This is a genomic window from Streptomyces sp. bgisy027, from assembly GCF_057710365.1.
The window spans coordinates 72,937-87,671 of sequence record NZ_JBYIVZ010000024.1; the positions used below are offsets into that span (position 1 = coordinate 72,937).

15 protein-coding genes and 1 tRNA gene are annotated in these 14,735 nt (G+C 70.7%); 7 read left to right on the plus strand and 9 right to left on the minus strand.

Annotation, left to right across the window (positions count from 1 at the left end; translation table 11 throughout):
* Nucleotides 1-125 precede the first annotated feature (125 nt).
* From AC3ETA_RS24585 to AC3ETA_RS24610, 6 genes are all read right to left on the minus strand, one after another.
* Nucleotides 126-557, minus strand: coding sequence for an HIT family protein (locus tag AC3ETA_RS24585; RefSeq protein ID WP_432195064.1), 432 nt, complete (start codon nucleotides 555-557; stop codon nucleotides 126-128).
* 223 nt (nucleotides 558-780) lie between these two features.
* Complete coding sequence (locus AC3ETA_RS24590) at nucleotides 781-1,968, minus strand: ABC transporter ATP-binding protein (RefSeq protein WP_432195065.1); 1,188 nt, start codon at nucleotides 1,966-1,968, stop codon at nucleotides 781-783.
* A gap of 90 nt (nucleotides 1,969-2,058) precedes the next feature.
* Nucleotides 2,059-2,892 (minus strand): carbohydrate ABC transporter permease, encoded by an 834-nt coding sequence (locus AC3ETA_RS24595; RefSeq protein ID WP_030967155.1) that lies wholly within the window; start codon nucleotides 2,890-2,892, stop codon nucleotides 2,059-2,061.
* Complete coding sequence (locus tag AC3ETA_RS24600; RefSeq protein ID WP_432195066.1) at nucleotides 2,892-3,851, minus strand: carbohydrate ABC transporter permease; 960 nt, start codon at nucleotides 3,849-3,851, stop codon at nucleotides 2,892-2,894. Before AC3ETA_RS24600 ends, AC3ETA_RS24595 begins: the two co-directional genes overlap by 1 nt.
* A gap of 70 nt (nucleotides 3,852-3,921) precedes the next feature.
* Nucleotides 3,922-5,142 carry an ABC transporter substrate-binding protein gene (locus AC3ETA_RS24605; RefSeq protein ID WP_432195067.1) on the minus strand — a complete coding sequence of 407 codons (1,221 nt, stop codon included), beginning with the start codon at nucleotides 5,140-5,142 and terminating at the stop codon, nucleotides 3,922-3,924.
* Nucleotides 5,143-5,449: 307 nt separating this feature from the next.
* Nucleotides 5,450-5,523 (minus strand) — tRNA-Pro (locus AC3ETA_RS24610).
* Nucleotides 5,524-5,637: 114 nt separating this feature from the next.
* On the opposite strand from AC3ETA_RS24610, the gene AC3ETA_RS24615 reads away from it, so the two are divergent.
* A complete protein-coding gene (locus tag AC3ETA_RS24615; protein ID WP_432195068.1) occupies nucleotides 5,638-6,159 on the plus strand; it encodes a DUF309 domain-containing protein in 522 nt (173 codons plus the stop codon).
* Nucleotides 6,160-6,357: 198 nt separating this feature from the next.
* Nucleotides 6,358-7,143 (plus strand): precorrin-6A synthase (deacetylating), encoded by a 786-nt coding sequence (gene cobF, locus AC3ETA_RS24620; RefSeq protein WP_432195069.1) that lies wholly within the window; start codon nucleotides 6,358-6,360, stop codon nucleotides 7,141-7,143.
* 46 nt (nucleotides 7,144-7,189) lie between these two features.
* Here cobF and AC3ETA_RS24625 read toward each other — a convergent pair whose 3' ends face one another.
* Nucleotides 7,190-7,939: a cobalt-precorrin-6A reductase gene (locus AC3ETA_RS24625; RefSeq protein ID WP_432195070.1), complete on the minus strand. Its 750-nt coding sequence runs from the start codon at nucleotides 7,937-7,939 to the stop codon at nucleotides 7,190-7,192.
* Between the two features lie 304 nt (nucleotides 7,940-8,243).
* Between AC3ETA_RS24625 and AC3ETA_RS24630 the strand changes: the two genes are divergently transcribed.
* Nucleotides 8,244-9,689: an alpha/beta hydrolase family protein gene (locus AC3ETA_RS24630; protein ID WP_432195126.1), complete on the plus strand. Its 1,446-nt coding sequence runs from the start codon at nucleotides 8,244-8,246 to the stop codon at nucleotides 9,687-9,689.
* 75 nt (nucleotides 9,690-9,764) lie between these two features.
* Nucleotides 9,765-10,583: an HAD-IIA family hydrolase gene (locus AC3ETA_RS24635; protein ID WP_432195071.1), complete on the plus strand. Its 819-nt coding sequence runs from the start codon at nucleotides 9,765-9,767 to the stop codon at nucleotides 10,581-10,583.
* Here the strand turns inward: AC3ETA_RS24635 and AC3ETA_RS24640 are convergent.
* Both AC3ETA_RS24640 and AC3ETA_RS24645 read right to left on the minus strand, forming a co-directional pair.
* On the minus strand, nucleotides 10,563-11,336 hold the full coding sequence (locus AC3ETA_RS24640; protein ID WP_432195072.1) for a sulfite exporter TauE/SafE family protein: 774 nt from the start codon (nucleotides 11,334-11,336) through the stop codon (nucleotides 10,563-10,565). The two genes, AC3ETA_RS24635 and AC3ETA_RS24640, sit on opposite strands and share 21 nt — an antisense overlap.
* 66 nt (nucleotides 11,337-11,402) lie before the next feature.
* Nucleotides 11,403-12,590 (minus strand): thiolase family protein, encoded by a 1,188-nt coding sequence (locus tag AC3ETA_RS24645; protein WP_432195073.1) that lies wholly within the window; start codon nucleotides 12,588-12,590, stop codon nucleotides 11,403-11,405.
* Nucleotides 12,591-12,763: 173 nt separating this feature from the next.
* Here AC3ETA_RS24645 and AC3ETA_RS24650 point away from each other — a divergent pair, with 173 nt between their 5' ends.
* The 3 genes from AC3ETA_RS24650 (at nucleotide 12,764) to AC3ETA_RS24660 (ending at nucleotide 14,630) form a co-directional block, all read left to right on the plus strand.
* Nucleotides 12,764-13,573, plus strand: a complete 810-nt coding sequence (locus AC3ETA_RS24650) for an alpha/beta hydrolase (protein WP_432195074.1) — start codon at nucleotides 12,764-12,766, stop codon at nucleotides 13,571-13,573.
* Nucleotides 13,574-13,762: 189 nt separating this feature from the next.
* Nucleotides 13,763-14,245 carry a Dps family protein gene (locus AC3ETA_RS24655; RefSeq protein WP_432195075.1) on the plus strand — a complete coding sequence of 161 codons (483 nt, stop codon included), beginning with the start codon at nucleotides 13,763-13,765 and terminating at the stop codon, nucleotides 14,243-14,245.
* A 52-nt stretch (nucleotides 14,246-14,297) separates the two neighbouring features.
* Nucleotides 14,298-14,630, plus strand: a complete 333-nt coding sequence (locus AC3ETA_RS24660) for a DUF3140 domain-containing protein (RefSeq protein ID WP_432195076.1) — start codon at nucleotides 14,298-14,300, stop codon at nucleotides 14,628-14,630.
* The last annotated feature ends 105 nt before the right edge of the window (nucleotides 14,631-14,735 follow it).

Sequence of the window (14,735 nt, forward strand, 5' to 3'; positions counted from 1 at the left end):
CGGAGGGATGAGCGAGTTGGTCATGGCCCGCTTCTACCATCCGGGCGCGGCCGGCGTCGTACGGTCCGGATGACGGGCGGGCGACCAGCGGGCGTCGTCACCCGTCCGCCGGGCCTCGACGCCGGTCAGGCCCCGGGCGCCACGGCCTGTTCGAAGCCGAGCTCGCGCAGGGCGACGCGGAGCTTGTCCGCGGCCTCGTCCAGGACCGCCGTGTCCGCCACGGGCTTCGCGTGGTCGAAGTTCAGGTTGCCCATGCCCCACATCGGCGCCACGTGGATGTGCAGGTGCGGCACCTCGAAGCCGGCGATGAGCAGTCCGGCGCGCGGCGCGTCCCACGCCCGCTGCACCCCCTGGCCGACCGCCTGCGCGACCTGCATGCAGTGGGCCAGCAGCTCGGCGTCGGCCTGGGTCCACTGGTCGATCTCTCGCCGGGGCACGACGAGGGTGTGGCCGGGCGTGAGCGGCGCGTGGGAAAGGAACGCCGTCGCCTGCGGGTCCCGCCAGACGAACTTGGCGGGAAGCTCGCCGTCCATGATCCGGGAGAAGACGGTGGTCATGCGTGCCCCTTCGCTGCGGAAGATCTCTTCGCAGCGGAGCCTACGCAGTCGGGCGCGCGCTCGGTCGCGTATTCGATCTCCGTTCGGCAACGCGTAAGGGCCTGCGCGGGCTGCTGCCTGCGCAGGCCCTTCGCACCGCCGGAACGGCAGGAGTGGAACCCGCGCCCCCGGGACACCCCCCGTCCAGGACGCCTGCGCGGTCGACGCCCTGTGTGGTGCATCGTCAGTCCGCCGTCACCGGATGCGTAAGGTTCGCTCCGGTCGCCGGGTCGAACACGTGAGCCTTGGCCATGTCGACCTGCAGCTCGACCGGTTCGCCCTCGCGGGCACGCGTGGCGGCGTCCAGGCGGGCCACGATGTTGCGGGTGTCGGCGCCGGTGTCGCGCAGGCCCGAGTCCTTGGCGAGTTCCTCCAGTTCGGTGGTCGTCGCGGGCCCGCCCTCCGCGGTGAAGTAGACATACACATCGGAGCCCAGCGACTCCAGTACCTCCACGTTGGCGGTGAAGACCGGGCCCGTCCGGTCCCTGTCGTGTGACAGGGCCACGTCCTCGAATGCCTCCGGGCGCAGCCCGACGATGACCTCGCGGGGCGCGTTCTGACGTTCCAGCGCCTGCCTCGTACGGTCGTCGAGGGTCAGGTCGCCCAGGGACGAACGCAGGGCACCGTCCTCCAGAGTGGCGTTCAGGAAGTTCATCGCCGGGGAGCCGATGAAACCCGCGACGAAGATGTTGCGCGGCAGGTCGTACAGCTCGGCCGGTGTGCCGATCTGCTGGACCAGGCCCTGCCTCATGACCACGACCCGGTCGCCGAGCGTCATCGCCTCCGTCTGGTCGTGGGTGACGTACACGGTGGTCGTGCCGAGGCTCCGCTGCAGCCGCGAGATCTGCGTGCGCATCTGCACCCGGAGCTTGGCGTCCAGGTTGGACAGCGGCTCGTCCATCAAGAACGCCTTGGGATCACGGACGATGGCCCGCCCCATGGCGACCCGCTGACGCTGACCGCCCGAGAGGTTGGCGGGCTTGCGGTCCAGTTGCTCGGTGAGGTCGAGGATCCGGGCGGCTTCCGTCACCTTGGCGTCGATGGTGTCCTTGTCCACCTTGGCCAGGCGCAGCGGGAAGCCCATGTTCTCCCGGACGTTCATGTGCGGGTACAGGGCATAGCTCTGGAACACCATGGCGACGTCGCGTTCCTTGGGAGCCAGGTCGTTGACGACTCGGTCTCCGATGCGCAGGGTGCCCTCGGTGATGTCCTCAAGTCCGGCGATCATGTTCAGGGTGGTGGACTTGCCGCATCCCGACGGACCGACCAGGATCACGAACTCGCCGTCGGCGATCTCGAGGTCCACGTCCTTCACGGCGAGGGACCCGTCGGGAAAGCGCTTGGTGACTCCCTCGAGGATGATCTCGGCCATGGGTGGTGCCTCCTTGCCTTCATGCCTTCCGGGTCCGGGTACCGCGGTCGGTGTCCCGGACCGGTGGCCTGTCCGCCGCGGTCGGCCCGTTCATCCCTTGACTGCCCCGGAGGTCAGTCCGGCGACGATCCGCCGCTGGAAGAACAGGACGAAAACGATGATCGGGATGGTGATGACCACAGCTGCGGCGGCGATCGATCCTGTGGGCTGCTGGAACTGGGAGCTCCCGGTGAAGAACGCGATCGCGGCAGGCACGGTGCGCGCGGACTCGGTGGACGTCAGGGAGATCGCGAACAGGAAGTCGTTCCAGCAGAAGATGAACACGAGAATGGCCGTGGTGAACACGCCCGGCGCGGCCAGCGGTGCGATGACCAGCCGAAAGGCCTGCGCGGGCGTCGCCCCGTCGACCTTGGCGGCCTTCTCCAGGTCCCAGGGGATCTCCCGGAAGAACGCCGACAGGGTGTAGATCGCAAGCGGCAGGGAGAAGGTCATGTACGGGATGATCAGCCCGATCCAGGTGTCGAAGATCCCGATGATCCGCTCGATGTTGAACAGCGGTGACACCAGGGAGATCGGGGGGAACATGGCGATCAGCAGGGACATCCCGATGAGCACCCGCTTGCCGGGGAAGCGCAGCCGGGCCACCGCGTAGGCGGCCATGGTGCCCAGCGCGACCGCGATCACCGTGGCGATCAGCGCGATACCGATCGAGTTGATCAGCGCCCGGGTGAACTCGCTGGTCTCGAAGATGCCCTGGTAGTTCTCCCAGGTCCAGTCCGTGGGGATGTAGTTGCCGTCCGTCAGCGTGCTGGGGTCCTTGAACGACAGTGCGGCGATCCACCACACCGGGAACAGGGCGTACAGCACCACCACCGCGTTCAGGACTCCCCATCGGACGGCATGCGTCTTTCCCACCGCGGCCATCAGCGCTTCACCTCCGCGCCGGGTGCTGCTGCGCCGAACAGTTTGACGAAGGTGAAGGCGATGATCCCGACGCAGATGAAGATCAGGACCGAGATCGCCGACCCGATACCCAGGTTCAGCGCGGTGAACAGGTTGTCGTACCCGAGAATCGACAGAGAGCCGGTTTCATGGGCGCCCGCGGTCAGGATGTAGATGTTGTCGAAGATCCGGAACGCGTCCAGTGTGCGGAAGAGCAGTGCCACCAGGATGGCAGGCTTCATCAGCGGCAGCATGATCTTGGTGAAACGCTGCCAGGCGGTGGCGCCGTCCACCATGGCCGCCTTCAGGGTCTCCTCGGGGACCAGCGCGAGGCCCGCGAGCAGCAGCAGGGCCATGAACGGCGTCGTCTTCCACACCTCGGCGAGGATGATCAGCCAGAGGGCGGGCCACTGTTCGGTCAGCGGAGCCTCTCCGCTGGGCAACAGTTCGGCGAGATATCCGAGGTCCGGGGTCCAGGCGTACTGCCAGGAAAAGGCGGCGACGACGGTGACGATCCCATACGGAACGAGGACCGACGTGCGGACGGTGCCGCGCCAGAAGATCGTGCGGTGCATCACCAGGGCGAGTCCCATTCCGAGGACCAGTTCGATCGCCACCGACACGGCGGTGATGAAGAGCGTGACCCAGAAGGCGTCCCACCAGAACGGGGAGGACAGCACCGCCCCGTAGTTGCTCAGGCCCACGAACTCCGCTTGTCCGGGAAAGCGCAGGTCGTACCGTTGGAGGGACAGATAGACGGCGTACCCGATGGGGTAGGCGGTCACCGCGATCATGACGACGACCGCGGGCGCGCAGAGCAGCCAGCCGAGCCGCCGCTCCTGCCTGGCGCCCGCCGAGAGTGCCGCCCGGTCCGCCTCCGCCTGCTCCGTCTCCGGCTCGGGGGGCGGCGGTGCTCCGGCCGGTTGCGCCCGTGTGCTCATCTCAGGCCGCCCGAGGACGAGGCCCGTGCGCTGCGGCGCAGCCCGGCGGAGTGGTGCGGTGGGAGGTGGTTCACGGGATCACACCCTCGGATCGCAGGGCATCGTCGATCTGCTCTCCGATGGTGTCGACGGAGCTCACCGGTTTGATTCCGGACGGCGGAGACAGCGTGTGGGAGACCGCGATCGACACGTTCTGGTAGACCGGAGTGATCGGGCGTACGCTCGCCGACTCCAGGGCGGCCAGCACGTCCTTGGAGAAGGGGTACTCCTTCATGAACGCGGGCTCGTCGTACAGGGCGCGCAGGGTGGGCGGCAGACCGCCCTCCAGCGCGGCGGTGAGCTGGTTCTCCCGATCGCGCAGGCACAGCGCCGCCTCGAAGGCCAGGTCGGGGTGGCGCGAGTAGGCGCTCACCGCCAGGTCGATGCCGCCGATGGTGGGCCGTGCCGGGCGGTTCGGGTCGACCCGGGGGTACGGCGCCCAGCGGAAGTTCTTGAACAGTGCGGGGTTGTTCGCCTTCATCGACGGATAGACGAACGGGTAGTTGAGCTCGAAGGCCGCTGCCCCCGACTCCATGGCGAGGCGGTTCTGGTCCTCCATCTGGTTGGACAGGGAAGGATCCGCGGCCGCGGAGTTCGCCAGCTCACGCATGATCCCGGCGGCGCGCACGGCAGGAGGACCGAGCGAGGGCTCGGTCGCGCTCGCGTTGAGGATCGAGCCGCCCGCACTGTTGATCAGCGTGTTGAACCAGACGGTCAGGCCCTCGTACTGGGCGCCCTGGATCTCCACGAAGTGCGGTTTGCCCTGCCGGGCGAGGGCGCCGGCCATGTCCAGCATCTCGGCCCAGGTCCTGGGCGGGGTGGGCACCAGGTCCTTGCGGTACCACAGGAGCTGGGTGTTGGTGTTGTACGGGACGGCGTACAGCTTGCCTTTCCAGGTCGAGGTCTGCAGCGGTACGCGCAGGGTGCCTTCCACGGCCTGTCGCTTGGCCGCCCCCGTCCACTCCCGGATCCAGCGCGCCTCGGCGAACTCCGCCGCCCAGGTGACGTCCAGGCCCAGGATGTCGAGCGAGTCGTCCTCGGCCGCGAGTCTGCGGACGAGCTGCTGGCGCTGGCCGTCCGCGGCACGCGGGAGCTTGTTGTAGCTGATCGTGTAGCGGCCGCCCGACGCCCGGCTGCACCGGTCGGCCGCCTTCTGGAGCGCGCCGGAGTCGTCGGGGAAGTTGTACCAGTTGAGGGTGGGCCTACCGGAGCCCTCGTCACTGCCACAGGCGGCGAGCACCGACGCCAGCAACGGCAGTACGGCGAACGTCCGCAGCCATCGCGTCCCTCTGAGACGCCCCCTATGACCCGAAGCTGGCCGGCAGCCGCACCTCGCGTGCACGCGCTCCACACCTCGATTCCGGACGGTGGCACGGGACTCGGAACTCGCAGCGTTTCCTTCCGGCGAACACTAGAGAGCGCAAAAAGTAAGATCAAGCACAAATCGCCTCAAATAGCCCGGGCGAAGCCTCATGGCTCTCGGCCCCATTCGGCCCAAGAACGACGAAGAGGCCATTTCCAATCAACTGGAAATGACCTCCGACCTGCTCCTTCGCAAGTCGGGACGACAGGATTTGAACCTGCGACCCCTTGACCCCCAGTCAAGTGCGCTACCAAGCTGCGCCACGTCCCGTTGCCTCTCACGCCGTGAACCGCGTGATCGCGCGAACAGCACTTTACCTCACGCCGACGCCCTCCGAAGCGGGTGTCCGTCCGCCCGGGGAGGGGGCGATGGACAATCGGGGGTATGGGCAGCACATCGTCAGGACGGCAGGCGGCGGCGCGGGACCGGGACAGCGAGGGGCGGGCGCGTAACGCGCGGCCCCGGGACGGTCTGGGGCGGCCATTGCCGTACGGCGCGGACGGCGTCGCCCGCCAGCCGGAGGGTGTCGTACGGACGCCGCAGGCCACGGTCGCTCAGGCGCAGGAACTGCTGGACACGGGGAAACCGTTCCATGCGCACGAGGTGTTCGAGGACGCGTGGAAGACCGGGCCGGAGAAGGAGCGGGCCCTGTGGCGCGGGCTGGCGCAGCTGGCGGTCGGGCTCACTCATTCGGCGCGGGGGAACGTGACGGGTGGCGCGAGGCTGCTGCGGCGCGGCGCCGGAGCCGTGGAGGAGTGGGCGGCCGGCGGCGGGGAGCCGCGGCCGTACGGAATGGATCTCGCGGGGCTGGCCGCGTGGGCACGGGAACTGGCGGGGGACGTGGAAGACGGCCCTGGCCGGGTGGACGCTCGGGAGCGGGCGCCGCGGCTGCGCGGGCGGGCGTAGGCGGGTCCGGCACACGGCGCGGCGGGGCCGGTTCCCGCCGTCCGGTGCGCGGCGCAGCGGACGGCGGGAACCGGTGCGCGGCGCAGCGGACGGCGGGAACCGGTGCGCGGCAGCTCGGGGCGGCCGGCTTCCGGTACCCGGTGCGGCCTGCGTGGACTCGGTGACGGCTGTGTCAGTGGCGTGCGGCAGACTCGGGGCGTGCGAAAGATTCATGTCATCGGGATCGGGGCGGGCGACCCGGAGCAGCTGACGCTCCAGGCGGTCAGGGCGCTGCGTGGTACGGATGTGTTCTTCATCCTCGACAAGGGTGAGGTGAAGTCGGACCTCACACGGCTGCGCCGGGACATGCTGGACGCGCACATACCCGAGGGGACGTACCGGGTCGTCGAGGCCCGCGATCCCGAGCGGGACCGGTCGGCCGGCGGCTCGGCCTACTCCCCCGCCGTCGGTGACTGGCGCAGCGCCCGCGCCGGGATCTACGAGCGGCTGATCGCCGAGGAGCTGGGCGAGGACCAGACCGGCGCGTTCCTGGTGTGGGGTGATCCCGCGCTGTACGACAGCACGCTCGGGATCCTTCAGGAGGTGCTGGACAAGGGCGCCGTGGACTTCGAGTACGACGTCGTGCCCGGCATCAGCAGCGTCTCGGCGCTCGTCGCCCGGCATCGGACGGGGCTCAACCGGGTCGCGCGGCCGGTGCAGATCACCACGGGGCGGCGGCTGGCCGAGGGTTTCCCGGAGGACGTGGACGACGTGGTCGTGATGCTCGACGCCCATCAGACCTTCCGGCAGTACGCCGACCAGGACATCGAGATCTACTGGGGCGCCTACATCGGGACCCCGGACGAGATCCTCGCCTCGGGTCCGATCGCCGAGGCCGCGCCCCGTATCGAGCGGCTGCGCGCGGAGGCGCGGGAGCGCAAGGGCTGGATCATGGACACGTATCTGCTGCGCCGCCGGGATGCGGAGGAGGGGGAGCAGCGGTAGGCAGGCGACGAGGTACTGCGGGCCATCGACCGCATCCGGGCCTCGGTCACCCTCCGCTGAGACCGAGACGCTCCAGCACCCCCGCCACATCCCGCACCGCGTCCACACCTTCCGGCAGCGGAGGGCGGCGTACGACCACGACCGGGAGGGCGAGGCTGCGGGCGGCGGTGAGTTTGGCGGAGGTGGCGGTTCCGCCGCTGTCCTTGGTCACCAGGACGTCGATGCGGTGATCGCGCAGCAGGGCGGACTCGCCGGACGGGGTGAAGGGGCCGCGGGCCAGGAGCACCTCGGTGTGCGCAGGCATGGGGGGCTCGGGGGGTTCGACGGAGCGTGCGACGAAGTGCAGGTCGGACAGGTGGGCGAAGGCCGCGAGGCCGAGGCGGCCGGTGGTGAGGAACACGCGCCGGCCGAGGCTCGGCAGCAGCGCGGCGGCCTCGTCGAGGGAGGCGACGTCGTGCCGGCGGTCACCCGGGCCGGGGTGCCAGCCGGGGCGGCGCAGGACCAGTGCCGGGACGACCGCCGACCTAGCGGCGCGGGCCGCGTTCGCCGTGATCGACTCGGCGAAGGGGTGCGTGGCGTCCACGAGGAAGTCGACGTGTTCGGCGCGGAGCCAGTCGGCCAGACCCTCCGCGCCGCCGAAGCCCCCGATCCGCACGTCCCCGTCGACCGCGCCCGGCCGCGACACCCGCCCCGCGAGCGAGGTGGTGACGCGGACACCGGGCCGCGCCGCGAGCACGGCGGCGAGTTCGCGGGCCTCGGTGGTGCCACCGAGGATCAGGATGTGGCGGGGAGACATGGAGTGAGCGTAGTTCGCGCCCCCGGTCCCGTGCCCCTACGAGCAACCTCAGAGCTCACGCCACCCCCGGTCCCGTACACGCGCCCGTGCCCGCTCGGGCGCCCTCCGCGCCCGTATCCGTCAATTCCCGTGCCCGCAGGGGCTCGTGACCGCCCCCGTTCCTGTTCGACCCGGCGAACACTATGAACACAACAGTCAGACCGTGGTCCCTCGGCCCGCCCGCTCCCTAGCATCGCGGCGCACGGCTCGCGACGCGCCGACGAGGACGAGGAGCAGCGTCTTGGACTGGACGAGAACGAACTCAGTGATCCGCAGGTCTGTCCCATCGCCCGCACGGCGACGCACCACGCTCGCCGCGGTGCTGGCAGGTGCGCTCGCCGTCGGCATCCTCGTCGGCGCCTCGAACGCACGGGGCGAGACGGCGGAAGGACCGGCACTCGCCGAGTGCCCCGCGGATCTCGTGGGCACGGCCGACTGCTACACCGGCCGTGACGCCAACGGCGCCTACTACGCCGTCGCCATACCCGACAACTGGAACAAGTCCCTAGTCGTGCACGCCCACGGCGGCCCCGGCCTCGGCGCGGAGTCCGACCCCACGCGCAGCATCGACGACCTCGGCCGCTGGTCGGTGATGGTGAAGGAGGGTTACGCCTGGGTGGGCTCGTCCTACCGCCGGGGCGGCTACGGCACCCGGATGGCCGCCGCCGACACGGAGAGCGCCCGCCGGCTGTTCGTCGAGGAGTTCGGCAAGCCCCGGCGGACGTATGTGCACGGCCAGTCGTGGGGCGGGAACGTAGCCGCGAAGGTCGTGGAGACCTACGCCGGGAAGCCGGGGACGTACAACGGGGCGCTGCTCACCAACGGCGTCCTGGGCGGCGGCTCGCGCGGCTACGACTACCGCGTCGACCTGCGCGTCGTCTACCAGTACTACTGCGGCAACCACCCCCGCCCGACCGAGCAGCAGTACCCGCTGTGGCAGGGCCTGCGCGCCGGCTCGACCATGACGTCCGCCGGGCTGCGCGCCCGCCTCCAGGAGTGCACCGGCTTCTCGTCGCCGGCGGCGGAGCGGACCGCGCTCCAGCAGCGCAACCTCGACGACATCCTCGCGGTCACCCGGATCCCCGAGCGCACGCTGGAGTCGCATCTGCGGTTCGCGACCTTCACGTTCCGGGACATCGTGCACGAGCGCCTCGGCGACCGGAATCCCTTCGGGAACGTGGGCGTCCGCTACTCCGGGTCGCACGACGACGCGGCGCTCAACGCCGGTGTCGAACGCTTCGCCCCCGACCCCACGGCCGTACGGGACCTGTCCTACGACAGCGATCTCACCGGCAAGGTCTCGATCCCGGTGCTCACGCTGCACGCCATCGACGACCCGACGGCGTTCATCGAGCACGAGTCGGCCTACCGGGCCACGCTCCGGGGCGCCGGGCGCGAGGGACACCTGGTGCAGACGTTCACGCGGGAGCACGAGCACAGTGAGCTGAGCGGCGCGGAGTACGCCACGTCCATCGCGGCCCTCGACACCTGGGTGCGCAAGGGGAAGAAGCCCACGCCGCAGTCGGTCGCGGTGGCGTGCGGCGCCTTCGACGAGAGGTACGGCACGGGCTGCCTGTACGACCCCGACTTCCGTCCGGCGCCGTACGCCTCGCGCGTCGAGCCGCGGCCGGGCGGGCTGGACTGGCCGGCCATGACGGCCCGTCAGGAACGGGCCTGGAGCGGCATCGCCGGCGTCGGTATCGCTCCCTGAGCAGAGGTGACGGGACCGGTCCGGCGCGAACGAGCGGGCCGGTCCCCGGCGGCTTCCGGCCGCTATCGTCCTGGTATGGGATCCGTACGGGCCGTCCTCATCGACATCGACGGAGTCCTCACCGTCTCGTGGCAGCCGCTGCCCGGGACGGTCGAGGCGTTGCGGGAGATCCGCGAGGCGGGGCTCGCTGTCGCGCTGGTCACCAACACGACCTCGCGGACCCGGGCGTCGATCGCACGCACACTGGCGGGCGCCGGGTTCCCGGTGTCCGCCGGCGACATCCTGACCGCGCCCGCCGTCACCGCAGCTCATCTCGCCGAGCACTACCCCGGTGCGCGGTGTGCGCTCCTGAACAGCGGTGACATCACCGAGGATCTCGGCGGGGTCGCCCTCGTCGACGAGGACCGGGGCGGCGGCGAGCCGCCCGACGTCGTGGTCGTCGGCGGTGCCGGGCCCGAGTTCGGGTACGCGGCGCTGGACCGGGCCTTCGGGCATCTCCAGCGCGGGGCGCGCCTGGTGGCCATGCACCGGAACCTGTACTGGCGTACCGAGCGGGGGCTGCGGCTGGACACCGGCGCGTTCCTGGCCGGGCTGGAGAAGGCCGCGCGGGTCGAGGCCGAGATCACCGGCAAGCCCTCGGCCGCGTTCTTCGAGGCGGCGCTGGCGCATGTCGGGGTCGGTGCCGGCGAGGCGGTGATGGTGGGGGACGACATCGAGTCCGACGTGCTGGCGGCGCAGCGGGCCGGTGTCACGGGTGTGCTGGTGCGGACCGGGAAGTACCTGCCGCAGACACATCGTGACGCCAGTGGTACTCCGGACCATGTCATCGACTCGTTCGCCGATCTGCCCGCCCTGTTGAGGGGCCTGCGGGGCTCAGCGCAGCAGCAGCTGTAGGCCGCCCACGACGGTCGCCGCGATCACGAGCTGCTCGAACAGCCGCTGGTTGATGCGGTCCACGGCCCACTTGCCGAGCACCGCGCCCGGCACGACGAAGATCACCAGCGCGGCGTCGAGCAGCAGCGAGGACCCGTCGATGAGTCCGAGCCCGGCGCTGAAGGGCACCTTGGAGACGTTGACGATCAGGAAGAAGAAGGCCGACGTCCCCAGGAAGCCGAGCTTGCGGAAGCCCGCCGACAGCAGGTACATCGACATCACGGGGCCGCCCGCGTTGGCGACCATCGTGGTGAAGCCGCCGAGGACGCCGTACGAACGGGCCTTGACCCGGCCGGCCCGGGTGGTGACCGAGTCCGGCTCGGCCTCCTTCTCGGCCGTGCGGCGGCGCCACACCGTGACGCCCGCCATCAGCAGCAGGATCGCGCCGATCGACGTCCGGACGATCTCGTCGTCGGCCCACACCAGGAACACCGTGCCGAGGACCACGCCGGCGGCGACCGCGGGGAACAGCCGCCACAGGGTGGGCCAGTGGGCGTGCCGCCGGTAGGTGAGTACGGCGAGCACGTCGCCCGCGATCAGGATCGGCAGCAGGATGCCGGTGGAGGCGCGGGCGGGCAGTACGGCGGCGAAGACCGCGAGGCTCACCGTGTTGGCCCCGCTCACGGCCGTCTTGGAGAAGCCGACGAGCAGGGCCGCGAAGGCGAGCGCGGCGAACTCCCAGCCTGTTATGTGCCAAAGCGTCATCGTGTCCATGCGGAGACCGATGGTATGTGCAGACAACAGGTACCGGTAAGGACCGTCTCGCCTGTCGGGAGCTCGCTAATGCCTCTCCACCAGCACCGCACTTCCCTGCCCGACACCCACACACATCGTCGCCAGCCCACGCTCCGCACCCGTCCGCCGCATCCGGTGCAGCAGCGTCGTGAGGATCCGTGCGCCCGAGCAGCCCAGCGGATGGCCGAGTGCGATGGCGCCGCCGCTGGGGTTGACCAGCTCGGGGTCGATCCCGAGCTGGTCCACGCAGGCGAGCGCCTGGGCGGCGAACGCCTCGTTGAACTCGGCCTCCTGGACGTCGGCGACCGTCCAGTCGGCGCGGGCCAGAGCCTTGCGGGTGGCGGGGACCGGACCGATGCCCATGACGTCGGGGTGGACTCCGGCGGATGCGCCGGCGACGTAGCGGCCGAGGGACTCCAGGCCCAGTTCGTTCAGGGCCTCCTCGCTGACGAGGAGCAGCCCGGCGGCGCCGTCGTTCATCGGTGAGGCGTTGCCCGCGGTGACGGTGCCGCCCTCACGGAAGACCGGCTTCAGCCGGGACAGCTTCTCGTACGAGGTGTCCTCACGGATGCACTCGTCGCTGTCGACGAGGATGCCGTCCGGGCGGGTCACCGGCAGGAGTTCGTCGTCGAAGTGGCCGTTCTTGCGGGCGTCGGCGGCTCGTTGGTGGCTGCGCAGCGCGAACTCGTCCTGCCGTTGGCGGGCGACGCCGTAGCGCCCGGCGACCTCCTCGGCCGTCTCGCCCATCGACAGCAGGCCGTGGAGTTCCTTCATCGCCGGGTTGACCAGCCGCCAGCCGAGCCGGGTGTCGTGGGTCTCGATGCGGTGCGGCAGTGCCTCGTCGGGGCGGGGCAGGACGAAGGGGGCGCGGCTCATGGACTCGGAGCCGCCGGCGAGCACGATGTCGGCCTCGCCCGCCGCGATGGTGCGGGCGGCGGTCGTCACCGCCTCCAGGCCGGAGGCGCACAGCCGGTTGACCGTGGCGCCCGGCACGGACTCCGGGAGGCCGGCGAGCAGCGCGGCCATGCGGGCGACGTTGCGGTTGTCCTCGCCGGCCTGGTTGGCGGCTCCCCAGTAGACGTCGTCGACGCGCGCCGGGTCGAGGGCGGGGACGTCGGCGACGAGGCCCCTGATCACGGTGGCGGCGAGGTCGTCGGGCCGGACGCAGGACAGTGCCCCGCGCAGTTTGCCGATGGGGGTGCGGCGGGCGGCCGCGAAGTGGACGGGACGCACGACAGGACTCCTGACCGGGCAGCTTGGACGGCACCCTGTTAATTAGCACCGCTAGTTTTGGACTATAGACCGATCTGTCGCACCCTGGGAAGATCCCCCCGGTGACCTTCACCGACGCAGCCGAACACAGCCGATCGGACAGCCGACCACTGCCGGTCGCAGCCGGAGGAGCCATGGCCGACATCCGCGAGCATTCCCTCCACGGCCACCGCGGATCGATCGTCGTGAGCGAATGGCCGAATCCCCGGCCCGGATTCGTCGCACTCGTGGTCCACGGCTACGGCGAGCACGTGGGCCGATACGCCGAGGTGGCGGACGTGCTGGTCGGACAGGGTGCGGCGGTGTTCGGGCCGGATCACGTCGGTCACGGGCGGTCGGCGGGCGAACGCGTGCTGATCGAGGACTTCCAGGGCGTGGTCGCCGATCTGCACGCCGTCGCCGATCTGGCCCGGGCCGCGCATCCGGACGTACCGGTCGTCCTGGTCGGACACTCGATGGGCGGACTCGTCGCCGCACGGTACGCACAGCAGTACGGCGACGCCCTGGCCGCCCTGGTGCTGTCCGGGCCGGTGATCGGCGACTGGGAACTGCCGCGGCGGCTGCTCGCCCGCGCCGAGATCCCCGACACGCCCATCAGCCCGGCCGCCCTGTCCCGCGACCCCGCGGTGGGCGCGGCGTACGCGGGGGATCCGCTGGTCTGGCACGGGCCGATGAAGCGGCCGACGGTGGAGGCGTTCGCCCGGATGCTGGACACCGTGTCCAGGGGCGGCGCGGTCGGAGAGCTGCCGTTGCTGTGGCTGCACGGCGACGACGACCGGCTGGTCCCGCTCGCCGGCAGCCGCGTCGGGATCGAGGAGCTGCGCGGGAAGGACGCGACCGAGCGTGTGTACGCCGGGGCCAGGCACGAGGTGTTTCACGAGACGAACAAGGCGGAGGTCTTCGCGGACCTGATCCGCTTCCTGGACAGCGTGCTCGCACGCTGAGACACGTCGCGTTTGCACCGGTTCGGGCCTGGGCACCCGCGCCGTCATGGAGTGGTCGCAGTGACGGGAGCGGTCGCAGACCGCAGTGACCGAAGTGGCCGGCACCGCGGTGGGACCGGGTGGCCGGACACCGCTTCCGCACCGCGTCGCTCCGTCCGGCCTGGACCCAGCCAGAAGGAGGAGCCCGGAATGACTGGGGTGAACAGCACGCTTCCCGAACCGGCCCGCCGAGTCGCCGGTGACGCACTTCAGGGCACGCTCGTCGACCTTCTCGGACTCTCACTGATCGGCAAGCAGGCGCACTGGAACATCGTGGGCCCGCGCTTCCGGTCGATCCATCTGCAGCTCGACGAGGTGGTCTCCACCGCCCGCTCGTACGCCGACACCGTCGCCGAACGCGCGGCGGCGCTCGGCCTGCCGCCCGACGGCCGCCCGGAGACGATCGCCGCGGCCTACACGCTGCCCGGCCCGAAGGAGGGCTGGATCCGCGACACGGAGGTCGTCCAGCTGGTCGTGGACACCCTGGGGGCGGCCGTCGAGCGGCTGCGTGAGCGCATCACCGCCACCGCCGAGCCGGACCCGGTCACCCAGGACCTGCTCATCGGCATCACCAGCGAGCTGGAGAAGCAGCGGTGGATGTTCGACGCCGAGAACTGGCCGCGCGACGAGTGACCCGACCCGCCGTACCGGACGACCGCCCGCACCCGAAGACAAGGGGCACACCGTGACCGACGCCCTCGAACTCGACGCGCTGTGGGAGGACTTCCACCGCGTGGTGAACATGACCTCGCAGGAACTGGCCGGCTGGCTGCGGGTCAGCGACGCCCGGGAGGACAGCGAGCCGCTGCCGGACCGGGCCGGCCCACCGACCGGGCAGCACGTCCTCTCGATCCTCCAGAAACGGCGCACGGACCTCACGGACGCCGACATCCAAGTCATGTACGACGTCGTGGACACCGTCACCGAGGAGGCGGACCTGGAGAACGAACCCGAGCCCGAACAGACGCGCCGACGCCATCAGTTGATGACGATCGGCCACGACCCGCTCAAGCCGTGAGCGACGGCAGGAGCTCGCGGCGGCGTCCCGTGCCGACGGCCGTGCTCACGGCCGCGTCGGTGCGGGCCTCGCCCGCCGAGGAGGTGGCCGAAGACAGTCTCTGCC

Bases quoted from the DNA above. Each gene is read 5' to 3' on its own strand.
- AC3ETA_RS24655 (WP_432195075.1), top strand. From the start codon at position 13,763: ATGACTGGGGTGAACAGCACGCTTCCCGAACCGGCCCGCCGAGTCGCC.
- AC3ETA_RS24650 (WP_432195074.1), top strand. From the start codon at position 12,764: ATGGCCGACATCCGCGAGCATTCCCTCCACGGCCACCGCGGATCGATC.
- AC3ETA_RS24640 (WP_432195072.1), bottom strand. From the start codon at position 11,336: ATGGACACGATGACGCTTTGGCACATAACAGGCTGGGAGTTCGCCGCG.
- AC3ETA_RS24635 (WP_432195071.1), top strand. From the start codon at position 9,765: ATGGGATCCGTACGGGCCGTCCTCATCGACATCGACGGAGTCCTCACC.
- AC3ETA_RS24615 (WP_432195068.1), top strand. From the start codon at position 5,638: ATGGGCAGCACATCGTCAGGACGGCAGGCGGCGGCGCGGGACCGGGAC.
- AC3ETA_RS24585 (WP_432195064.1), bottom strand. From the start codon at position 557: ATGACCACCGTCTTCTCCCGGATCATGGACGGCGAGCTTCCCGCCAAG.
- AC3ETA_RS24595 (WP_030967155.1), bottom strand. From the start codon at position 2,892: ATGGCCGCGGTGGGAAAGACGCATGCCGTCCGATGGGGAGTCCTGAAC.
- AC3ETA_RS24590 (WP_432195065.1), bottom strand. From the start codon at position 1,968: ATGGCCGAGATCATCCTCGAGGGAGTCACCAAGCGCTTTCCCGACGGG.
- AC3ETA_RS24600 (WP_432195066.1), bottom strand. From the start codon at position 3,851: ATGAGCACACGGGCGCAACCGGCCGGAGCACCGCCGCCCCCCGAGCCG.
- AC3ETA_RS24625 (WP_432195070.1), bottom strand. From the start codon at position 7,939: ATGTCTCCCCGCCACATCCTGATCCTCGGTGGCACCACCGAGGCCCGC.